The organism is Micromonospora chokoriensis, assembly GCF_900091505.1.
GTDB lineage: Bacteria > Actinomycetota > Actinomycetes > Mycobacteriales > Micromonosporaceae > Micromonospora > Micromonospora chokoriensis.
Genome location: NZ_LT607409.1, coordinates 5518890 through 5534776, shown reverse-complemented (window position 1 = coordinate 5534776; position 15887 = coordinate 5518890). Strand labels below are relative to the sequence as shown.

12 protein-coding genes are annotated in these 15887 nt (G+C 69.3%); 6 read left to right on the top strand and 6 right to left on the bottom strand.

Annotated elements, in window-relative coordinates:
- Nucleotides 1-88 precede the first annotated feature (88 nt).
- Entirely contained in the window at nt 89-2263 is a 2175-nt protein-coding gene (locus GA0070612_RS25080; protein ID WP_088990152.1) for a HelD family protein, read from the bottom strand.
- A 354-nt stretch (nt 2264-2617) separates the two neighbouring features.
- Between GA0070612_RS25080 and GA0070612_RS25075 the strand changes: the two genes are divergently transcribed.
- Complete coding sequence (locus GA0070612_RS25075) at nt 2618-3277, top strand: MSMEG_1061 family FMN-dependent PPOX-type flavoprotein (RefSeq protein WP_088990151.1); 660 nt, start codon at nt 2618-2620, stop codon at nt 3275-3277.
- A gap of 43 nt (nt 3278-3320) precedes the next feature.
- On the opposite strand, the gene GA0070612_RS25070 is transcribed toward GA0070612_RS25075, so the two are convergent.
- Nucleotides 3321-4043, bottom strand: a complete 723-nt coding sequence (locus GA0070612_RS25070; RefSeq protein ID WP_197699235.1) for a class I SAM-dependent methyltransferase — start codon at nt 4041-4043, stop codon at nt 3321-3323.
- A 124-nt stretch (nt 4044-4167) separates the two neighbouring features.
- Here GA0070612_RS25070 and GA0070612_RS25065 point away from each other — a divergent pair, with 124 nt between their 5' ends.
- Nucleotides 4168-4548: a hypothetical protein gene (locus GA0070612_RS25065; RefSeq protein ID WP_088990149.1), complete on the top strand. Its 381-nt coding sequence runs from the start codon at nt 4168-4170 to the stop codon at nt 4546-4548.
- A gap of 71 nt (nt 4549-4619) precedes the next feature.
- On the opposite strand, the gene GA0070612_RS25060 is transcribed toward GA0070612_RS25065, so the two are convergent.
- The 3 genes from GA0070612_RS25060 to GA0070612_RS25050 form a co-directional block, all read right to left on the bottom strand.
- A complete protein-coding gene (locus tag GA0070612_RS25060; protein WP_088990148.1) occupies nt 4620-6467 on the bottom strand; it encodes a glycoside hydrolase family 15 protein in 1848 nt (615 codons plus the stop codon).
- Between the two features lie 120 nt (nt 6468-6587).
- Entirely contained in the window at nt 6588-7190 is a 603-nt protein-coding gene (locus tag GA0070612_RS25055; protein ID WP_088990147.1) for a response regulator transcription factor, read from the bottom strand.
- Nucleotides 7187-8338, bottom strand: coding sequence for a sensor histidine kinase (locus tag GA0070612_RS25050; RefSeq protein ID WP_088990146.1), 1152 nt, complete (start codon nt 8336-8338; stop codon nt 7187-7189). Before GA0070612_RS25050 ends, GA0070612_RS25055 begins: the two co-directional genes overlap by 4 nt.
- Before the next feature lie 104 nt (nt 8339-8442).
- Between GA0070612_RS25050 and GA0070612_RS25045 the strand changes: the two genes are divergently transcribed.
- From GA0070612_RS25045 to GA0070612_RS25035, 3 genes are all read left to right on the top strand, one after another.
- Nucleotides 8443-9342: an ABC transporter ATP-binding protein gene (locus tag GA0070612_RS25045; protein WP_088990145.1), complete on the top strand. Its 900-nt coding sequence runs from the start codon at nt 8443-8445 to the stop codon at nt 9340-9342.
- Between the two features lie 19 nt (nt 9343-9361).
- Nucleotides 9362-10081, top strand: a complete 720-nt coding sequence (locus tag GA0070612_RS25040; RefSeq protein ID WP_088990144.1) for an ABC transporter permease — start codon at nt 9362-9364, stop codon at nt 10079-10081.
- 214 nt (nt 10082-10295) lie between these two features.
- Nucleotides 10296-11489 (top strand): low temperature requirement protein A, encoded by a 1194-nt coding sequence (locus tag GA0070612_RS25035; protein WP_088990143.1) that lies wholly within the window; start codon nt 10296-10298, stop codon nt 11487-11489.
- Between the two features lie 124 nt (nt 11490-11613).
- On the opposite strand, the gene GA0070612_RS25030 is transcribed toward GA0070612_RS25035, so the two are convergent.
- Nucleotides 11614-12048, bottom strand: coding sequence for a hypothetical protein (locus GA0070612_RS25030; protein WP_088990142.1), 435 nt, complete (start codon nt 12046-12048; stop codon nt 11614-11616).
- A 333-nt stretch (nt 12049-12381) separates the two neighbouring features.
- Between GA0070612_RS25030 and GA0070612_RS25025 the strand changes: the two genes are divergently transcribed.
- Nucleotides 12382-15861: a phosphatidylinositol-specific phospholipase C domain-containing protein gene (locus GA0070612_RS25025; protein ID WP_167393675.1), complete on the top strand. Its 3480-nt coding sequence runs from the start codon at nt 12382-12384 to the stop codon at nt 15859-15861.
- Nucleotides 15862-15887: the final 26 nt, after the last annotated feature.

Here is a 15887-nt window from a genome sequence, read left to right as displayed (position 1 = left end):
GGATGCGGTCTGGGAGCGTTCCCACGCTACATCGAATCGAGTCGATATCCAACCTTTTCGGAGTCTGTGCGTGCGGCTTCTTCGTCGGTCACCGGGTGAGAATCAGCTGGCCGAGTTCCTGCGTGCATCGGGTCAGGGCGACGTAGAGACCGTTCCAGCCACGCGGTTCGGCGGCGATCCGCTGGGGGTCGACGACCAGCGTCGCGTCCCATTCCAACCCCTTGGACTGGGTGGCGGTGAGCACTGGCACGTCACCCAGGACGGCCCGGAGTTCGGCGACGAGGTCCGCGGGGGCGATGACGCCGACCGTGCCGCCGGACCACCGTTGCCGCAGCTGTCGCACGGCCCGGGCGGCGGTGCCGGCAAGCTCGGCGGGTGTGACCGTCAGTTCCCAGGGGGCGACGCCGGAGGAGCGCACCGCCCGCGGCGGCGCGTTGTGGCTGCCCGCCTTCTCCAGGACCGGTGCGGTGAGGTCCATGACCTCACGCGGGGTCCGGTAGCAGATAGTCAGTTCCGCGGCGGTCCAGCGGTCACCGAGAGCAGCCCGCACCGCTTCCGCCCAACTGGTGTGGCGGTGCGCTGCCTCCGCCTGGTCGATGTCGCCGACCGCCGTGACGGAGCGACTGGGACACCGCCGCAGCACCATGTGCCACTGCATCTCGGACAGCTCCTGCGCCTCGTCGACGACGACGTGGCCGTACACCCACCCCCGCTGCCGGCGAGCGCGGTCGGCGACGAACTCGCCCGGTGGCTGCGGGGCGCCGACCTCGCCGAGCAGGTCGGCGAGAGCGTCGATCAGGGGAATGTCGCTCGACGCCCACTGTGCAGGCTCGGCCGAGACGGCGGTGATCTCCTCGGGGGACAGCTGCGGTGCGAAGCGGGTCAGCAGGGCGCTGTCGGTCAGGAAGCCGCCCAGCAGGGTTTCGGCGTCGAGGGTGGGCCACCAGGCCTCGACGAACCGGGCGATGGTGGCGTTCTCGGCGATGCGGTCACGCAGGTGTTCGACCTCCTCCTCGGACAGCAGTCCGTCGATGTCGCTGCCGGCGGGCTTCCGGCTGGAATGGTGGTCCTGCCGCAGGTCCCTGTCGACGCGGGCGAGGATGTCCTCGAAGCCCTCCTCCATCTCCGCCAGCAGCGCCTCGCGATGCTCGACGACGGCCTCGGCGAGGAGGTGGTGCACCTGCTCGGCGAACGCCACGCGGGCGCGGTGGTACGGGCGTCCCTGCACCGCCGAGGCGAGCGCCTGCGCCACCAGTTCGGCGGCGATGACGTAGGACTCACCCTCCCAGCGCAACGTCATCTCGCGGGGCCGGGGAAGCAGCGACGTGATGTAGTTCTCCAGCGCGAGCTGCCAGAGCGCGCGGCCCTTGATCTCGGCGACGAGCCTGCTCTCGTCGCGGCCCACGCGGATCCCGGGTAGCAGGGTGTCGCAGGTCGCCGAGACGACGGCGGTCTCACCGAGCGCGGGCAGCACCTGGGCGATGTACTCGAGGAAGCGCGGCGAAGGGCCGAGGACCAGGACCGCCTGGTCGGCCATCCTCTGGTGGGCGAACAGCAGGTAGGCGACGCGGTGCAGGGCGACAACCGTCTTACCGGTGCCGGGACCGCCCTGCACGATCAGCGGCCCGGTCGCCTCGGCCCGGATGATGTCGTCCTGTTCGCGTTGCAGCGTGGAGATCGCCGTCGACATGTGGCCGGTGCGCCGCTGGTCGAGGGCGGCAAGGAGGGCGCCTTCACCCACGAGGTCCCCGGTGACCGTCCCGTCCAGTGGTTCGTCGTCCACACCGACGACGACCGAATCCCTGGTGCGTATGTGACGGCGTCGTGCCTGACCCTGTGGGTCGAGCGCCGTCGCGGTGTAGAACGGGCGAGCTGCGGGAGCGCGCCAGTCGAGCAGCAGCGGCTCAGCGTCCTCGTCGTCGGTGCGGAGTCCGACCCGGCCCACGTGTCGCACTGTGCCGTCACGACCGTCGAGTCGGCCGAAGACCAGCCCTTCCCGTGCGCGCCGTAGCTCCTCGTACTGCCGGCGGAGCATCCGCTGCCGGGCCTGCTCCAACGGGTCCAGGGCATCCGACGACAGCTCGACCTGAAGGTGGTCGACCAGCCTGTCGCGCTGGGCCGTGGCCAGGTCGAGAAACGCCTGTTCCTCGGCGACCGCGGACCGGCGCGCGACGCCCTCGGTGGTGGGGGCCGGCGGTTCGCCGCCCGGTGTCACGTCGCTGACCCCGGTGGTGCCGTCGTTCAGGGCAGACTTCCGGTGCATTCGCAAGTCCTCGCAATGGTGTCCCCTCGGCCCGGATGAGCCGCAGTGCATTCGGCGGCAAGCATAGGAGTGGCTTTTCGGGTCGGCCAGGAAGAAGGCCGGAAGAGAGGGGAATCTCAATCCCTTGCGGTTCCGGGTCGTCGGCTATCGCGATTATCTTATTGACACTCCCGCCCACCTATTCGGGAAACGTGTCCGCTGCCGAGCAGTTCCGGAAATTTTATGGAAGGTGGCCGACGGCGCGATCGAGCTGCGCCAGCCGGTCGTGCAGCGCGGTCTGCGCCAGCGTCGCCCCGAGGCCTTCCCACGTTCTCGGGACGGCCCCCGCCGAGCTGCTCCGTTAGGGTCGGCGGTATGACGTCAGCCCCTGCCACCAGCGCCTTCGACTCGCTGCGCCTCGACGCTGTCCGCGACCACGAGACGCTGCGCCGGGCCTACGCACTCCCCAGCGACATGGCAGTGCGCAAGCAGATGACCGAGCTCACCGAGCAGACCCGACGACTGATCGCCTGCTCGTCGCTGGTCCTGGTCGCCAGCGTGGACGCCGAGGGTAACTGTGACGTCTCCCCGCGCGGCGGCCCCGCCGGTTTCGTCGCCGTCCTGGACGCGCGGACGGTGGCGATACCGGACGCGACGGGCAACAAGCGTCTGGACAGTCTGCAGAACATCGTGACGACCGGGCGTGCCGGGCTGCTGTTCGTCATCCCGGGGCGCACCACGACGCTCAGGGTGAACGGTCGGGCCTGCGTCTCCACCCGCCCCGACCTGCTGTCGCAGCTGACCGCCGTGGGTAAGCCCCCGGCCAGCGCCCTGGTGGTGGGAATCGACGAGGTCTACCCGCACTGCCCCAAGTCGCTGCTGCGCAGCGGGGCCTGGAAGCCGGAGCAGTGGCTGCCGGCGGACGCGCAGCCGACCTCGGCCGAGGTGACGCTGGCCCAGCTGCGGATGCCGGAGCTGACGATCGCCGACATCGAGCAGGCGGAGGCCGACGCGCTCCGGTACCGGTACGAGTGAACGGCCGCCCGGACCAGCTCGCCGAGGGTCGGCCTGCCGTTGATCAGTAGCGGTGGCCGGACGAGTTCACGAGTGAGAACACGACGAAGGCGGGGCAGGACGACAGTCGTTCGGCGACCTCCGGGTAGCGCTCGCGCATCAGCTCGGACGGTCGCGGTTCGTGGATCCGCTCGATGAGGAAACCTCCCTCGCGGAACTCGTCACACGTCACGTCCAACGGTTGACGCCAGTAGGCCACCTCCCACCCCCTGTTCCAGCTCTCCCGCACCCTCTCCACAGTGAAGTAGCTCCCGCCGAGACGACGCCAGTCGTCCATGGGGTGATGGGTGGAGACGACGAGCCGCCCACCGGGCCGGAGCAGCCGGGCGACCTCCCGCAGGGCACCGACCCGGTTCTCGACGTGCGGCAGCACCAACGGCATCACCGCCGCGTCGAACTCCCCGTCGGCGGCCCACGCCATCGGGGTGTCGAGATCGTGTCGACGGAACTCGACCGGTCCGCGAACCCGCTCACCCGCCAACCGCACCATCGCCGCGCTGGCATCCACACCGACGACCCGGCGAGCGCCCTGCGCCACCAGGCTCTCGGCGTACAGCCCCGGCCCGCAGCCCAGGTCGAGCACCGCGAGGTCACGCACGGGGCCCAGGACGGACAGCACCGCGGGCCGGTCGTAGTAGGCGTTGTAGGCGCCGTCACGGGCGTGTTCGAGGAACTCCTCGGCGAAGGCGTCGTACATGCCGGGGTTCGACTGCGGATTCTCGCTCACCAGGTCATGCCTACCAGTGCCGGTGCCGCTTGTCGCTCGCAAATCGGTGCCGCCCGCTGACGCACTCGACTCGTCCGGCTGCTGGCCGAAGGGGCTCCGCTCCTGCTACACACGGCGGGTGGGAATGGACCTCATCGACCAGCACGAGCGGGACGCCGCCGAGCACCTGGCGGCCCATGGCCTTCGCGTCGACGCTGGCTGCGTTCCGATCGTTCGCGACATTCTGATCCGCGAGACCCGGCACGAGGCAGACTTCTACGCAGGGACGGGCACGGTCCCCGGCAACACAGAGCTGATGCGGATCTGCGCTGTCCAACTCTGGCACGCCGGCGCCGTCGAGGACGCGTTGCTGCTGAGCCGCGCACGCGGGACCAGTATGGATGCGACAGGTGCCATCGACGCCGAGTTGATGCTGGGAGCAGGCGTGGCCAGGACCCAGGAGTACGTCAGTGCTCTGCGCACCGATGAAGCCCGCCAGATCCTCGACGAGATCGCCTGGGTGTAGGAATCCTACGACGCCGGGCGCTACGCGGTTTTCCTCGACGAGTACTACCGCGGTGCGGACGGCTGCCCGCTCTACCGGCGGCGTCGGGCGTCGGCCTCGGCGTCGAGCAGGTCGTTGAGGGTCAGGGCTGAATTGATCAACGACAGGTGGCTGAACGCCTGGGGGTAGTTGCCGATCTGTTCACCGGTCGACGCGATCTCCTCGGCGTACAGACCAAGGTGGTTGCTGAAGGTGAACATCTTCTCGAACGTGAGTCGCGCGTCGTCGAGGCGACCGGAGCGGGCCAACGCCTCGACGTACCAGAAGGTGCACATGTTGAAGGTGCCCTCGTGGCCGGGGAGGCCGTCGGGGGAGTGGACCGGGTCGTACCGGTGGACCAGGCTGTCGGAGACGAGTTCGCGCTCGATCGCGGCCAACGTGGACTGCCACAGTGGGTCGCTCGGCGTGACGAACCCGACCGCCGGCATGGCGAGCAACGCCGCGTCGAGCACGCTCTCGTCGTACGCCTGCACGAAGGTGCCGCGACCCCGGTCGTACCCGCGCTCCATGACCTGGTTGTAGATACGGTTGCGTTGGTCGGTCCAGCTGGTGATGTCGCCGGGTCGGCCGGTCCGGGTGGCCAGGCGGACGGCCCGGTCCAGCGCGACCCAGGACATCACCCGGCCGAAGGTGTAGTTGCGGGGGTGGTGGCGGCTCTCCCAGATGCCGGCGTCGGCCTGGTCCCAGTGGCGGCAGAGCCAGTCGACCAGCCGGACGGTGCTCTTCCACACCTGGTGGGAGACGCGGATGCCCTGCTCGTCGGCGAGGTGCATGGCGTAGAGCGCCTCGCCGTGGATGTCGAGCTGAAGTTGGTCGGCGGCGCCGTTGCCGATGCGCACCGGACGCGAGCCGCGGTAGCCCTCCAGGTGATCGAGGGTCTCCTCGTGCAGGTCGGAGGAGCCGTCGACCCGGTACATGATCTTCAGGGGGTCCTGGAGGTCGCCGGCCTCGCGGATCCGCTCGTCCAGCCAGTCCATGTACCGGCTGACCTCCTCGGTGAAGCCGAGGCCGAGCAGCGCGTGCACCGAGAACGACGTGTCGCGTACCCAGGTGTAGCGGTAGTCCCAGTTGCGGGTTCCGCCCACGAGTTCGGGCAGGGCGGCGGTGGGCGCGGCGATCATCGCCCCGGTCGGGGCGTACGTCATGAGTTTCAGCGTGATGGCGGAGCGCTCGACCATCTCCCGCCAGCGCCCCGTGTAGCGCGAGCGTTCGAGCCAGCGCCGCCAGTAGTCCCGGGTCCACTCGAACATCCCCTGGACCTCTTCGGGCGAGAAAATCCGCGGGTCGACGTCGCCCGTCTCCAGGACCACCCCGCCGGTGTCGCCCTGGTTGAGGGTGCCGTACGCGACCAGGTCGCCGTTCTCGAGACGGACGTCGCCGCGTTCGGCGATCAGGTGCCGGACCGGGTCGACCGGGTTGAACGTCAGGCTCGCCGACCTGCTGCGGAAGACGTAGCCGTGGCGGTGGGTCTCCAACTGGTGCTCTTCGCGGGCGTAGTCGAACCGGGGCCGGCACTCGACCTTGAAGCGCATGCTGCCGCGGACCATGGTGACGAGGCGGACCAGGCGGTGCGTGTCGGTGGCCCGCTCGCCGGTGACCGGCATGAAGTCCATCACCTCGGCCACGCCGTCCGCGCTGATGAACCGGGTGATCAGGATGGGTGTGCCGGGGAGGTAGAGCTGCTTGGTCACGTACCGCACGTCGCACGGCGCGATCCGGAAGTACCCGCCCTTGTCCTTGTCGAGCAGCGCGGCGAAGATGCTCGGCGAGTCGAAGCGGGGCGCGCAGAACCAGTCGACCGTTCCGTCACAGGTCACCAACGCGGCGGTCTGCAGGTCGCCGATGAGCCCGTGATCTTCGATCGCCGGATAGCTGTCCACGTCTCTCCCCGGTTCGGCGGCCTCCTGCGCATCGAACCTAGGGGAGGAATTGTCGGGTTAGGTCATTTTCACGTTCCGCCACCCGGTTTGCGTACCCGATGGGGCTGCGACGTGCTGGTGTCACAGCCAGTCGTGCTCCCGCGCGTAACGCGCCGCCTCGTGGCGGGTCCGGGTCTGGGTCTTCTGCATCGCGTTGGAGAGGTAGTTTCGCACCGTCCCCTGCGCGAGGTGCAGCCGGGCGGCGATGTCGGCCACCGAGTAGCCCTCGCCGGTCACCCGCAGCACGTCGATCTCCCGTTCGGTGAGGGGGCAGTCGTCGATGACGGCCAGCGCGGACACCTCCGGGTCGATCCAGCGTCTGCCGGCGTGCAGGGTGGCGATGACCGAGGTGATGTGCGACGGCTCGGCGGACTTGCTGACGAAGCCCTGCACACCGAGCTTCAGAGCCTGACGCAACACACCGGGCCGGGCATGCCGGGTCAGCATGAGGACGACCTGCTCGGGACGCTCACGACGGATCTGCGCGACCGCGCCGAGCCCGTCCAGGCCCGGCATCTCCAGATCGATGACCAGTACGTCCGGCCGGTGCCGCAGCGTGGCCCCGACCGCCGTCGCACCGTCGGACGCCTCGGCGAGGACGGTGATGTCGCCCTCCATGGGCAGCAGCGTGGCCAGCGCCGTCCGGAGCAGCACCTCGTCGTCGGCGAGCACGATCGTCGTCATCGCCCGCCCTCCGGCGCGCCCGCTGACGTGCGGGCACGGGCGGGCGGGAACACCGCGGCCGTCCGGAACCGTCCCTGCTGCTGTTCCACGGTCAACTCACCCCCGTCGCCCGCCACGCGCTGCCGCAGGGCGGACAGCCCTCTGAGCTCGCCCGGGCCGTCACCGGCCGCGCCGTCGTTGTCGATGGTGATGCCCGACTCGGACAGCGTGATCTGCACCTGGGTGGCCTGTGCGTGCCGCAGAATGTTCGTCGTCGTCTCCCGCAACACCTGACCCAACAGCTCGCTGGTGCGGACGTTCACCTCGGCCTCCCTGCTCACCCGCACCCGGATGCCCGCCGCCTCGAACAGGTTCTTCGCGTTCTCGATCTCCGTGGAGAGGTTGAGCCGCCGCTGGGCGTACGCCAGATCTTTGGTCTGGGCGATGGTGTCGCTGACCAGGTCGTACGTCTCGCGGAGTTCCTTCTCCGCCCGCCCGGCGTCGGCGAGCAGCAGCTTGCGCGCCAGCGCGATCTTCAGTTTGACGACGTGCAGGGTGTGGCCCTGGATGTCGTGCAGGTCGCTGGCGAACCGGACGCGTTCCCGGACGACGGCCAGTTCCGCCTCGCGTTCCCGGGTCTGTTCGAGCTCCCGGATCAGGTCGTAGAACCGTTCGCCGACGACCGTCAGGGCGGTCACCAGGACGGTGATGAGGGTCGGCACGAGGACGTAGGTGAACAGCACGCTTCCCGGGTCGTCGCGCTCCACCAGGAGCCGGGTCGCGCCGACGACAGCCACGTAGGACAGGAGCGCGACCGATGCCCTGACCTTCCGCCGCACGTCGCGCAGGGCCAGGGAGCCCACGGCGCAGAACCCCCAGTACGCGTTGGGGCTGCCGGTCACCAGCACCCCCAGTGGCCACACCGCCGCCGCCACCGTCAGACACGGGAGGGCGACCCGGGCGAGGTCGTTCGCGGTCCACCGCTCGAAGGCCACCAACGCCGCGCCGACACCGGGGGCGAGGACGAGGAAGTGCCACCAGGTGTGCGCGTCGCTGAACAGGAGGACGGCCGCGGCGATCAGGACGGGCGGCAGCGACGTCACCAGGGTGAGCCGGCGCAGCCGTCCCTGCGTCGACTCGGTGAAGCGCTCCGATCGTGCGGTCACCATCTCAGTATCCGGTAAGCAGCGGTAACGACCAGTGACACCGCGTCACATGCGGTGGTGACGTGGCGCCACTGACGGCCTGCGCGGATCCGCGCTGTCATGGGGACATGTCCACCACACCAGTCATCGAAGTCGACCGGCTGAACCTCACCTACGGTGACTTCCACGCCGTCAAGGACCTCTCCTTCGACGTGCGACCCGGCGAGCTCTACGCGCTGCTCGGCACGAACGGTGCGGGCAAGACCTCGACGTTGGAGACCATCGAGGGCCACCGGGCCCCCACCTCCGGCACCGTACGGATCTTCGGGCGCAGCCCGCAGGACCGACGGGCGGTTCGTCCCCGGATGGGTGTCATGCTCCAGGAGAGCGGATTCTCCCCGGACCTCACCGTCCGGGAGTCGGTGCACCTGATCGGCCGGCTCACCCGCCGCACCGACGACGCCGACCGGGTGCTCGACCTCGTCGACCTCACCGGTCGGGCCGGCCGGAAGGTCGCACAGCTCTCCGGCGGCGAGAAGCGGCGGCTGGACTTCGCCACCGCCGTCTACGGGACCCCGAAGCTCATCTTCCTGGACGAGCCGACCACCGGCCTGGACATCCAGTCCCGCGACGCCCTGTGGGCGACGGTTGACCGGCTGCGCGAGAACGGCACCACCGTCGTGCTCACCACGCACTACCTGGAGGAGGCGCAGCAGCGCGCCGACCGCATCGGCCTCATGCACGAGGGCGCCCTCCACCGGGAGGGGACCGTCGCCGAGTTGACCCGCACCCTGCCGGCCGTCATCCGCTTCGAGCTGGCGGCGCCGGTGTCGACGCTGCCCTCGCAGGCCGTCGTCGGCTCCGACGGAAAGGTCGTGATCGAGACCTTCGACCTGCAGAACGACCTGCACGCCCTGCTCCGCTGGGCGCAGGACCACTCCGTCGAACTGCGGGACCTCCAGGCCGGGGCAACCCGGCTCGACGACGTCTTCCGCGCCATCAGCGGCACGCCCGCTGCCGACTCCTGACCCGCAAAGGACCAGAATCATGCTTCCCATCGCACTCGGCGAGCTGATCCAGATCTTCCGCAACCGGCTGGTGCTGGTCACCGGCCTCATCATCCCCGTGGCGGTGAGCGCGCTCTTCGTCCGCCAACACGAGACCTTCGCCGCCATCGGCAGCCTCGGTTACATCGCGGCCATCGTGATGTTCACAGTGGCCGCCTTCGGGCTCTACACCACTGCCGTGACCACCCTGGCGTCCCGCCGACAGAACCTGTTCCTCAAGCGGCTGCGCTCGACCGCCGCAGGTGACAGCGGCATCCTCGTCGGGCTGCTGCTGCCCGCCACCGCCATCGCCCTGGTGCAGGTGACCGCGATCCTGACCGTGCTGGCTTCGATCACCGGCGAGCCGGGCAACGTCGTCCTGCTGGCGGTGGCGGTCCTCGCGACCCTGGCCATGATGATCGGTCTCGCCCTGGCCACCGCCGGGCTGACCAACTCACCGGAGCACGCCCAGGTCACCACCCTGCCCGTCAGCCTGGGCGTGATCGGTGTCGCCACCTGGGTCGGCACCACCGGCACCACCGACCTCACAGCGCTCAAGCGGCTGCTGCCCGGGGGTGCGGCCACCGAGCTGACCGTGAACGCCTGGAACGGCGGCGTCGCCCTGAGCGAATCGCTCGTCCTCCTGGCGCCGACCCTGTCCTGGGTCGTCGTCGCCGTCCTGCTCGCCAACCGGCTCTTCCGCTGGGAGCCCCGCCGCTAGCCACTGTGGGAGAACGCCGGCGCCGACGGCACGCACCATCACCGCGAACGCATCGACAGCGTCGGCCGTACTCCCCAGGCAGTGACCCGCGGCCCTGACGAGACCGCCCGGGCGGGTGAAAGAACGCTGCTGCTGGCGGTAACAGCACCGGCAGAACGCCAGGAATGGTACTAATTCCCGGAGAACGAACGAAGCTGGCAGGATCGGCGGCCGGATGTCAACGAGGGCGGCAACGCTGCTTCGTAAGCCGGGGCAACCGGAACGGCCGAATCTCCTGGAGCTCTTCTTCGACCTGGTGTTCGTCTTCGCCCTGAACCGGCTCTCCCACCGGTTGGTGGAGGATCTCAACGAGGGGCGAGCGGTTCTCTCCGACGCCAGCGAGACGGTGCTGTTGCTGCTGGCCTTCCTCGTCCTCTGGTTCGTCACGGCGTGGGTCACCGACATCTACGACCTGCAGACGCCGCAGCTCCAGGGGATGGTCTACACGGCCATGCTCGGTGCCACGATCATGGCGGTCGCGGTGCCGCGGGCGTTCGGCGACGGGAGCCTGGCGTTCGCCGGGGCGTACGTCGGGGTCCACATCATCCGTGGTCTCGTCATCGTGCCGGCGCTACGCGGTCACGCGGCGCAGCGCCGTGCCGCCGGGGTGCTCCTCTGGTTCTCGCTGTCCGCCGTGCCGTGGATCGCCGGCGCGATCCTGCCCGAACCGGCTCGCGGAGTGCTGTGGGCGCTCGCGATCGCCATCGACGCCACGGCACTGCTGCTCTTCTACCCCGCGCCGTGGACGCTGCGCACTCCACAGCAGTGGCCCGTCTCCGCCGAGTACATCTCCGAGCGCTACCGGCAGTTCTTCATCATCGCCCTCGGCGAGCTCATCCTGACGACCGGATCGGCCTACAGCGACGCCTCGCACCGGCAGGGTGGGGCCGCCGCGGCCTTCGCGGTCTCGTTCGTCACCACGGTGCTGCTGTTCCGGGTCTATCTCTTCAAGGCGGGCCAACTGCTACCCGAAGCGCTCGCCGCCGCTCGCGAGCCACCCCGTCTCATCCGTGAGGCGTTCCTCGCGCACGTCCTCATGATCACGGGCATCGTCGCGGTCGCCGTGGGCTACGAGATCGTGATCAGGCACCCGCTCGGGCACACCAAGGCAGCCTGGACCGTCGTCATTCTCGGGGGTCCGATCCTGTTCCTGATCGGGCGCGCCCTGGTGGAGCACGCGGTGTTCGCCCGGGTCTCCCGCTCTCGGCTGATCGGCGCACTCGTGCTCGCCGGGATCGCGCCCACCATGACCTTCGTGCCGCCGCTGATTGTGGCCGTCGCCGCCGTTGTCGTGCTGGCCGCTATCGCCGTCGCCGACCTGGCGCGCGCCAGCGGCAAACCACCCGAGCGGCCGTCCGTGCCTCACTGAGGACGCCAGGCGTGCGGGTTGTCGGCCGCGCACGTACGCAGTTGTCGCCGATGCGACGGCAGCGCCGGCCGCGACACGCCGTACCTGTACCACTGCCACCTGCTCGCCCACGAGGACGACGTGGTCAGCGGTTGTCGGTGGGGCCCAGCGCTCCGCGACGCCAGGCGTACCAACCACGGCACAGCACGTAGCCGGCGATGGTGGTCAGCGAGACGGACGCGTCGGCGATCAGGGTCCGTGCCGCGTGCGCAACATCGAGGATGAACGCCGCCTGGACGGTGACGGCGATCTTGTGGAGCAGCAGGAGTTCCCACATGCCGCGCTGCTTGCGGGGCGCGACCGCCAGCAGGGCCCACATGCCGGCGAAGACGAGGTACGCGCAGGTCCGCCAGTATTCGGTCAGGATCTGGTCTTCGGGAAGGTCACCGAGGCGGGTGAGGCCCTCGACGAACGGCACCAGGGTGGCCGCTGCCGTGATCGCCATCAGGATGCGTCCGGTCCGATCCTGCCAGCGGGTCGGTGCCGTAGCGGTGGTGGCGACATCGGTCTGGGTGATCATGTGGTTTCCCCGTCTGCTCGATCACGACGTATTCGTGACGGGTAGACCATCCGTCAGCGGGGCTCGGCACCGCATCGGTGGTAATTGCGTAGCCGAGCCGGGGCGTACATCGTCGTCATCTGACAGATGTCTCGACGTGACGCGGCGCCAAGACTGCAGGCAGTTCCATCGATGCGTGGTCGCACGTGCGATCACGCCTGCCGGAGGTCTGCCATGTCGACGACACACCCAGCATCCGCGCCACCGGGTTCGGCGAAGACGCCGAACCTCCGGTGGCGGCGGCGAGCCCGACGGCCACGGCTGGTGATCGCACTGCTAGCCACGGCACTGGTCGTGACGACCGCGACGGTCGTCTCCGCTCCGGCCACGCCGGCTTTCGCCAACGACCACTACGGCACCATCGAGTCCGCCGCCGAGGCGAACCGGGACTGGATGGCACGGGTGTCGGACGACGCCAGCCTGGCCGACCTGTCGATTCCCGGCACCCACGACACCCTCGCGCTCTGCGGCCAGTCAGCGGGCAACGGCGACTGCGAGTTCATCTCGACGAGCCTCACCCAGACGCAGGAACGCCACGGCTACAGCGCCGAGACCCTGGCCATCCAACTGGACGCCGGCATCCGGTCGATCGACATCCGGGTCCGGGTGGACAAGGGCGACGCCGGACTGACGTTCACCGTCCACCACGGGGTCTACTACCAGTGGGCCAACTTCACCGACGTGCTCACGAAGATCGAGACGTTCCTGCGGGCGAACCCGACCGAGACGGTGCTGCTGAACCTCAAGGCCGAGTGTCTGGGCAGCGGAGCGAGTTGTGCCGACGCGCAGGGCTACGACAGCACCGAATGGCGCCGGAAGGTCTTCGACTCGTACCTCACCGGGCGCTACCACACCGGCAACGGTGACGAGACGAAGCAGGGTAAAGCCTGGGACAGCCTGTTCTGGGCCAACTCCGTCAACGGTGTCGAGCAGACGACCACGCCGACCCTCGGCGCCGTACGCGGGAAGATCGTCCTGCTCGGGTTCCGGGGACCGGCCGGCGGCATCTACGGCGGCTACGGCATCGGGCAGCTCTACCCCGCTGGCGGCTCCTACGAGGGCTACGCGCAGGACGACTACAGCGTTCCCCAGGTCAGCGACATCGACGACAAATGGGAGAAGGTCCGGGCACATCTGCGCAAGACCAACGGGGTGTGGGACGCCAACCGTGGCGAGCAGACCCGACACGACCACGAGCCGGGCTCGCTCTACCTGAACTACACGAGCGGCACGGGGGATTGGGCCCATCCGTACACGGTCGCCGGTGGCACCCCGACGGCGACCGGGGTCAACGAGTTCCTCACCCAGTGCCTGCGGGCCAGCAACGACAGGTGCCCGGAGTTCTACCCGAACCGGGCAGGCAACTTCGGCGGGCGAGACACCATGGACCGGCTCGGCATCGTGATGATGGACTTCCCGGGCGGAAAGCTGATCGACGAGATCGTTGCCCGCAATCCCGCCGGCCGTGCCGGCGGCAGCCGCAACGGCGGGGCCGGCGACCCGATGGAGCTGCATGCCGGCGGTGACAACGGAGGCACCCGACCGGTCGTGCCGACCGACCACGCGCAGTGCCGCCCGGACGGCATGATCCCGACCGCCGGCACCAGCACCCCCTACTGCGGGGTCTACCAGGGCGACGGACGGGAGTGGCTCGGCCAGGGCCGCAGCCGCCGGGTGATCGGCTACTTCAACGGCAGCCGCACCGGCGCCGACGGCAAGCCCTACTACCTGGTCAAGAACATGCCGTGGTCCCGGTTGACGCACATCAACTACGCGTTCGCCCGGGTCGAGAACAACCGGATCTCGGTCGGCGCGGACGGCCCGAACAACCCGGCCATCGGCATGACCTGGTCGGTCCCCGGCACGGAGATGGACCAGAGCCTGCCGTACCGGGGGCACTTCAACCTGCTGACCACCTACAAGCGTCTGCACCCCCGGGTGAAGACGTTGATCTCGGTGGGCGGTTGGGCGGAGAGCCGCGGCTTCTACGGCATGACCACCAACGCCGACGGTACGACCAACCAGGCCGGGATCAACACCTTCTCCGACTCGGTCGTCGACTTCCTCGGCCGGTACGGCTTCGACGGCGTCGACATCGACTTCGAGTACCCGACGGTGCTGGACGACACCGGCAACCCGAACGACTGGGGCGACGCGCGTTCCCGTCGCAAGGGACTGCCGACCTCGTACACGGCCCTGATGAAGACGCTGCGGGAGAAGTTGGACCGCGCGTCCGCCACCAACGGCCGCTACTACCTGCTCACCTCCGCCACGTCGGCCTCCGGTTATCTCGTGCGGGGCATGGAGAACCAGAAGGCGCTGCGCTACCAGGACTACACGAACCTGATGGCGTACGACTACCACGGCTCCTGGAACGACGTGGTCGGCCCGAACGCCGCCCTGCACGACGACGGCAAGGACCCGGAGTTGAGCGACCTCTACTCCACGCCGGAGTACCAGAAGCTCGGCTACTTCAACACCGACTGGGCCTTCCACCACCTGCGCGGCGCGATGCAGGCTGGGCGCATCAACATCGGCATCCCGTACTACAGCCGGGGCTGGCGCAACGTCACCGGCGGCAGCAACGGTATGTGGGGCAGATCCGTCGGCAGCGCCTGCCAGCCGGGTACCGGCCTGGTCCGCCCGTGCGGTGACGGTGCGGTCGGCATCGACAACATCTGGCACGACCGCGACGCGAACGGTCGGGAGGTCGGCGCGGGGGTCAACCCGATGTGGCACGCCAAGAACCTGGAGCGCGACCTCACCCCCCGTTACGCCAACGCGGTCGGCCTCACCCCGGACAGCGACCCGAACGACCGGCGCACCGGCACGTACGACCGGCACTGGGACGCGACCACCCGCACCGCGTGGCTGTGGAACCCGGAGAAGAAGACCTACCTCTCCATCCAGGACACCGAGGGTCTGGACCACGTCGTCGACTACGTCAACCGCAAGGGCGCGGGCGGCGTGATGATGTGGGAGCTCTCCGGTGACTACGAGTGCCCGGCCGAGGCGACCACCGACAACCCCTGCGTGATGGGTCACACCCTGACCAACCGGCTGCACGAACGGCTCCAGGGCACCGCCGCGTACGGCGACAACCGCAGCGCCGGCAGCTCGGTGCAGCGTCCGGCACTGGCCCTCGACGTGAGCGTCGACCTGATCCGTTACCCGACCGACACGGCGAGTCTGTGGCCGCTGACCCCGACCGTCCGGATCAGCAACAACACCGGGGTGACCATCGGTGGCGGCCGGGACAACGTCATCTCTTTCGACCTGCCGACCTCGACGCCCCCGCTGATCAAGGACGGCAACTGGCAGACCGGCGCCCAGGGCGGCCGATGGAAGGTGCAGGCCGGGCACACTGGCCCCAATGTCGGCACCGGGCTCTCCGGCACCTTCCACCGGGTCAGCCTCACCCTCGACCACTGCCAGATCATCCCGGCCGGGCAGAGCCTGGACGTGCCGATCATCTACTACATCCCGGCGACCGGGCCGGTGAACACGACACTCAAGCTCGGCGGCACCACGTTCTCCTCGGTGCCGGAGCAGAACCGGGGCGCCGCGAAGGTGATCCCGGCGACCGGCGGATGCTCGGCGCCGGCCTGGGACGCCGGCAAGGTCTACAACCCGGCGACCCAGTCGGTGGAGAACATCACCGTGAAGTACGCGGGCAAGGTCTGGCAGGCCAAGTGGTGGACCCAGGGCAACGTGCCCGGCACCGGGGCCAACTCGGACCTGGAACCCTGGCGGCTCATCGGACCGGCCGGCTGACACTGGACCGGGTGGCACCGTCCGGA

Bases quoted from the DNA above. Each gene is read 5' to 3' on its own strand.
- GA0070612_RS25080 (WP_088990152.1), bottom strand. From the start codon at position 2,263: ATGCACCGGAAGTCTGCCCTGAACGACGGCACCACCGGGGTCAGCGAC.
- GA0070612_RS25075 (WP_088990151.1), top strand. From the start codon at position 2,618: ATGACGTCAGCCCCTGCCACCAGCGCCTTCGACTCGCTGCGCCTCGAC.
- GA0070612_RS25065 (WP_088990149.1), top strand. From the start codon at position 4,168: ATGGACCTCATCGACCAGCACGAGCGGGACGCCGCCGAGCACCTGGCG.
- GA0070612_RS25055 (WP_088990147.1), bottom strand. From the start codon at position 7,190: ATGACGACGATCGTGCTCGCCGACGACGAGGTGCTGCTCCGGACGGCG.
- GA0070612_RS25050 (WP_088990146.1), bottom strand. From the start codon at position 8,338: ATGGTGACCGCACGATCGGAGCGCTTCACCGAGTCGACGCAGGGACGG.
- GA0070612_RS25045 (WP_088990145.1), top strand. From the start codon at position 8,443: ATGTCCACCACACCAGTCATCGAAGTCGACCGGCTGAACCTCACCTAC.
- GA0070612_RS25040 (WP_088990144.1), top strand. From the start codon at position 9,362: ATGCTTCCCATCGCACTCGGCGAGCTGATCCAGATCTTCCGCAACCGG.
- GA0070612_RS25035 (WP_088990143.1), top strand. From the start codon at position 10,296: ATGTCAACGAGGGCGGCAACGCTGCTTCGTAAGCCGGGGCAACCGGAA.
- GA0070612_RS25030 (WP_088990142.1), bottom strand. From the start codon at position 12,048: ATGATCACCCAGACCGATGTCGCCACCACCGCTACGGCACCGACCCGC.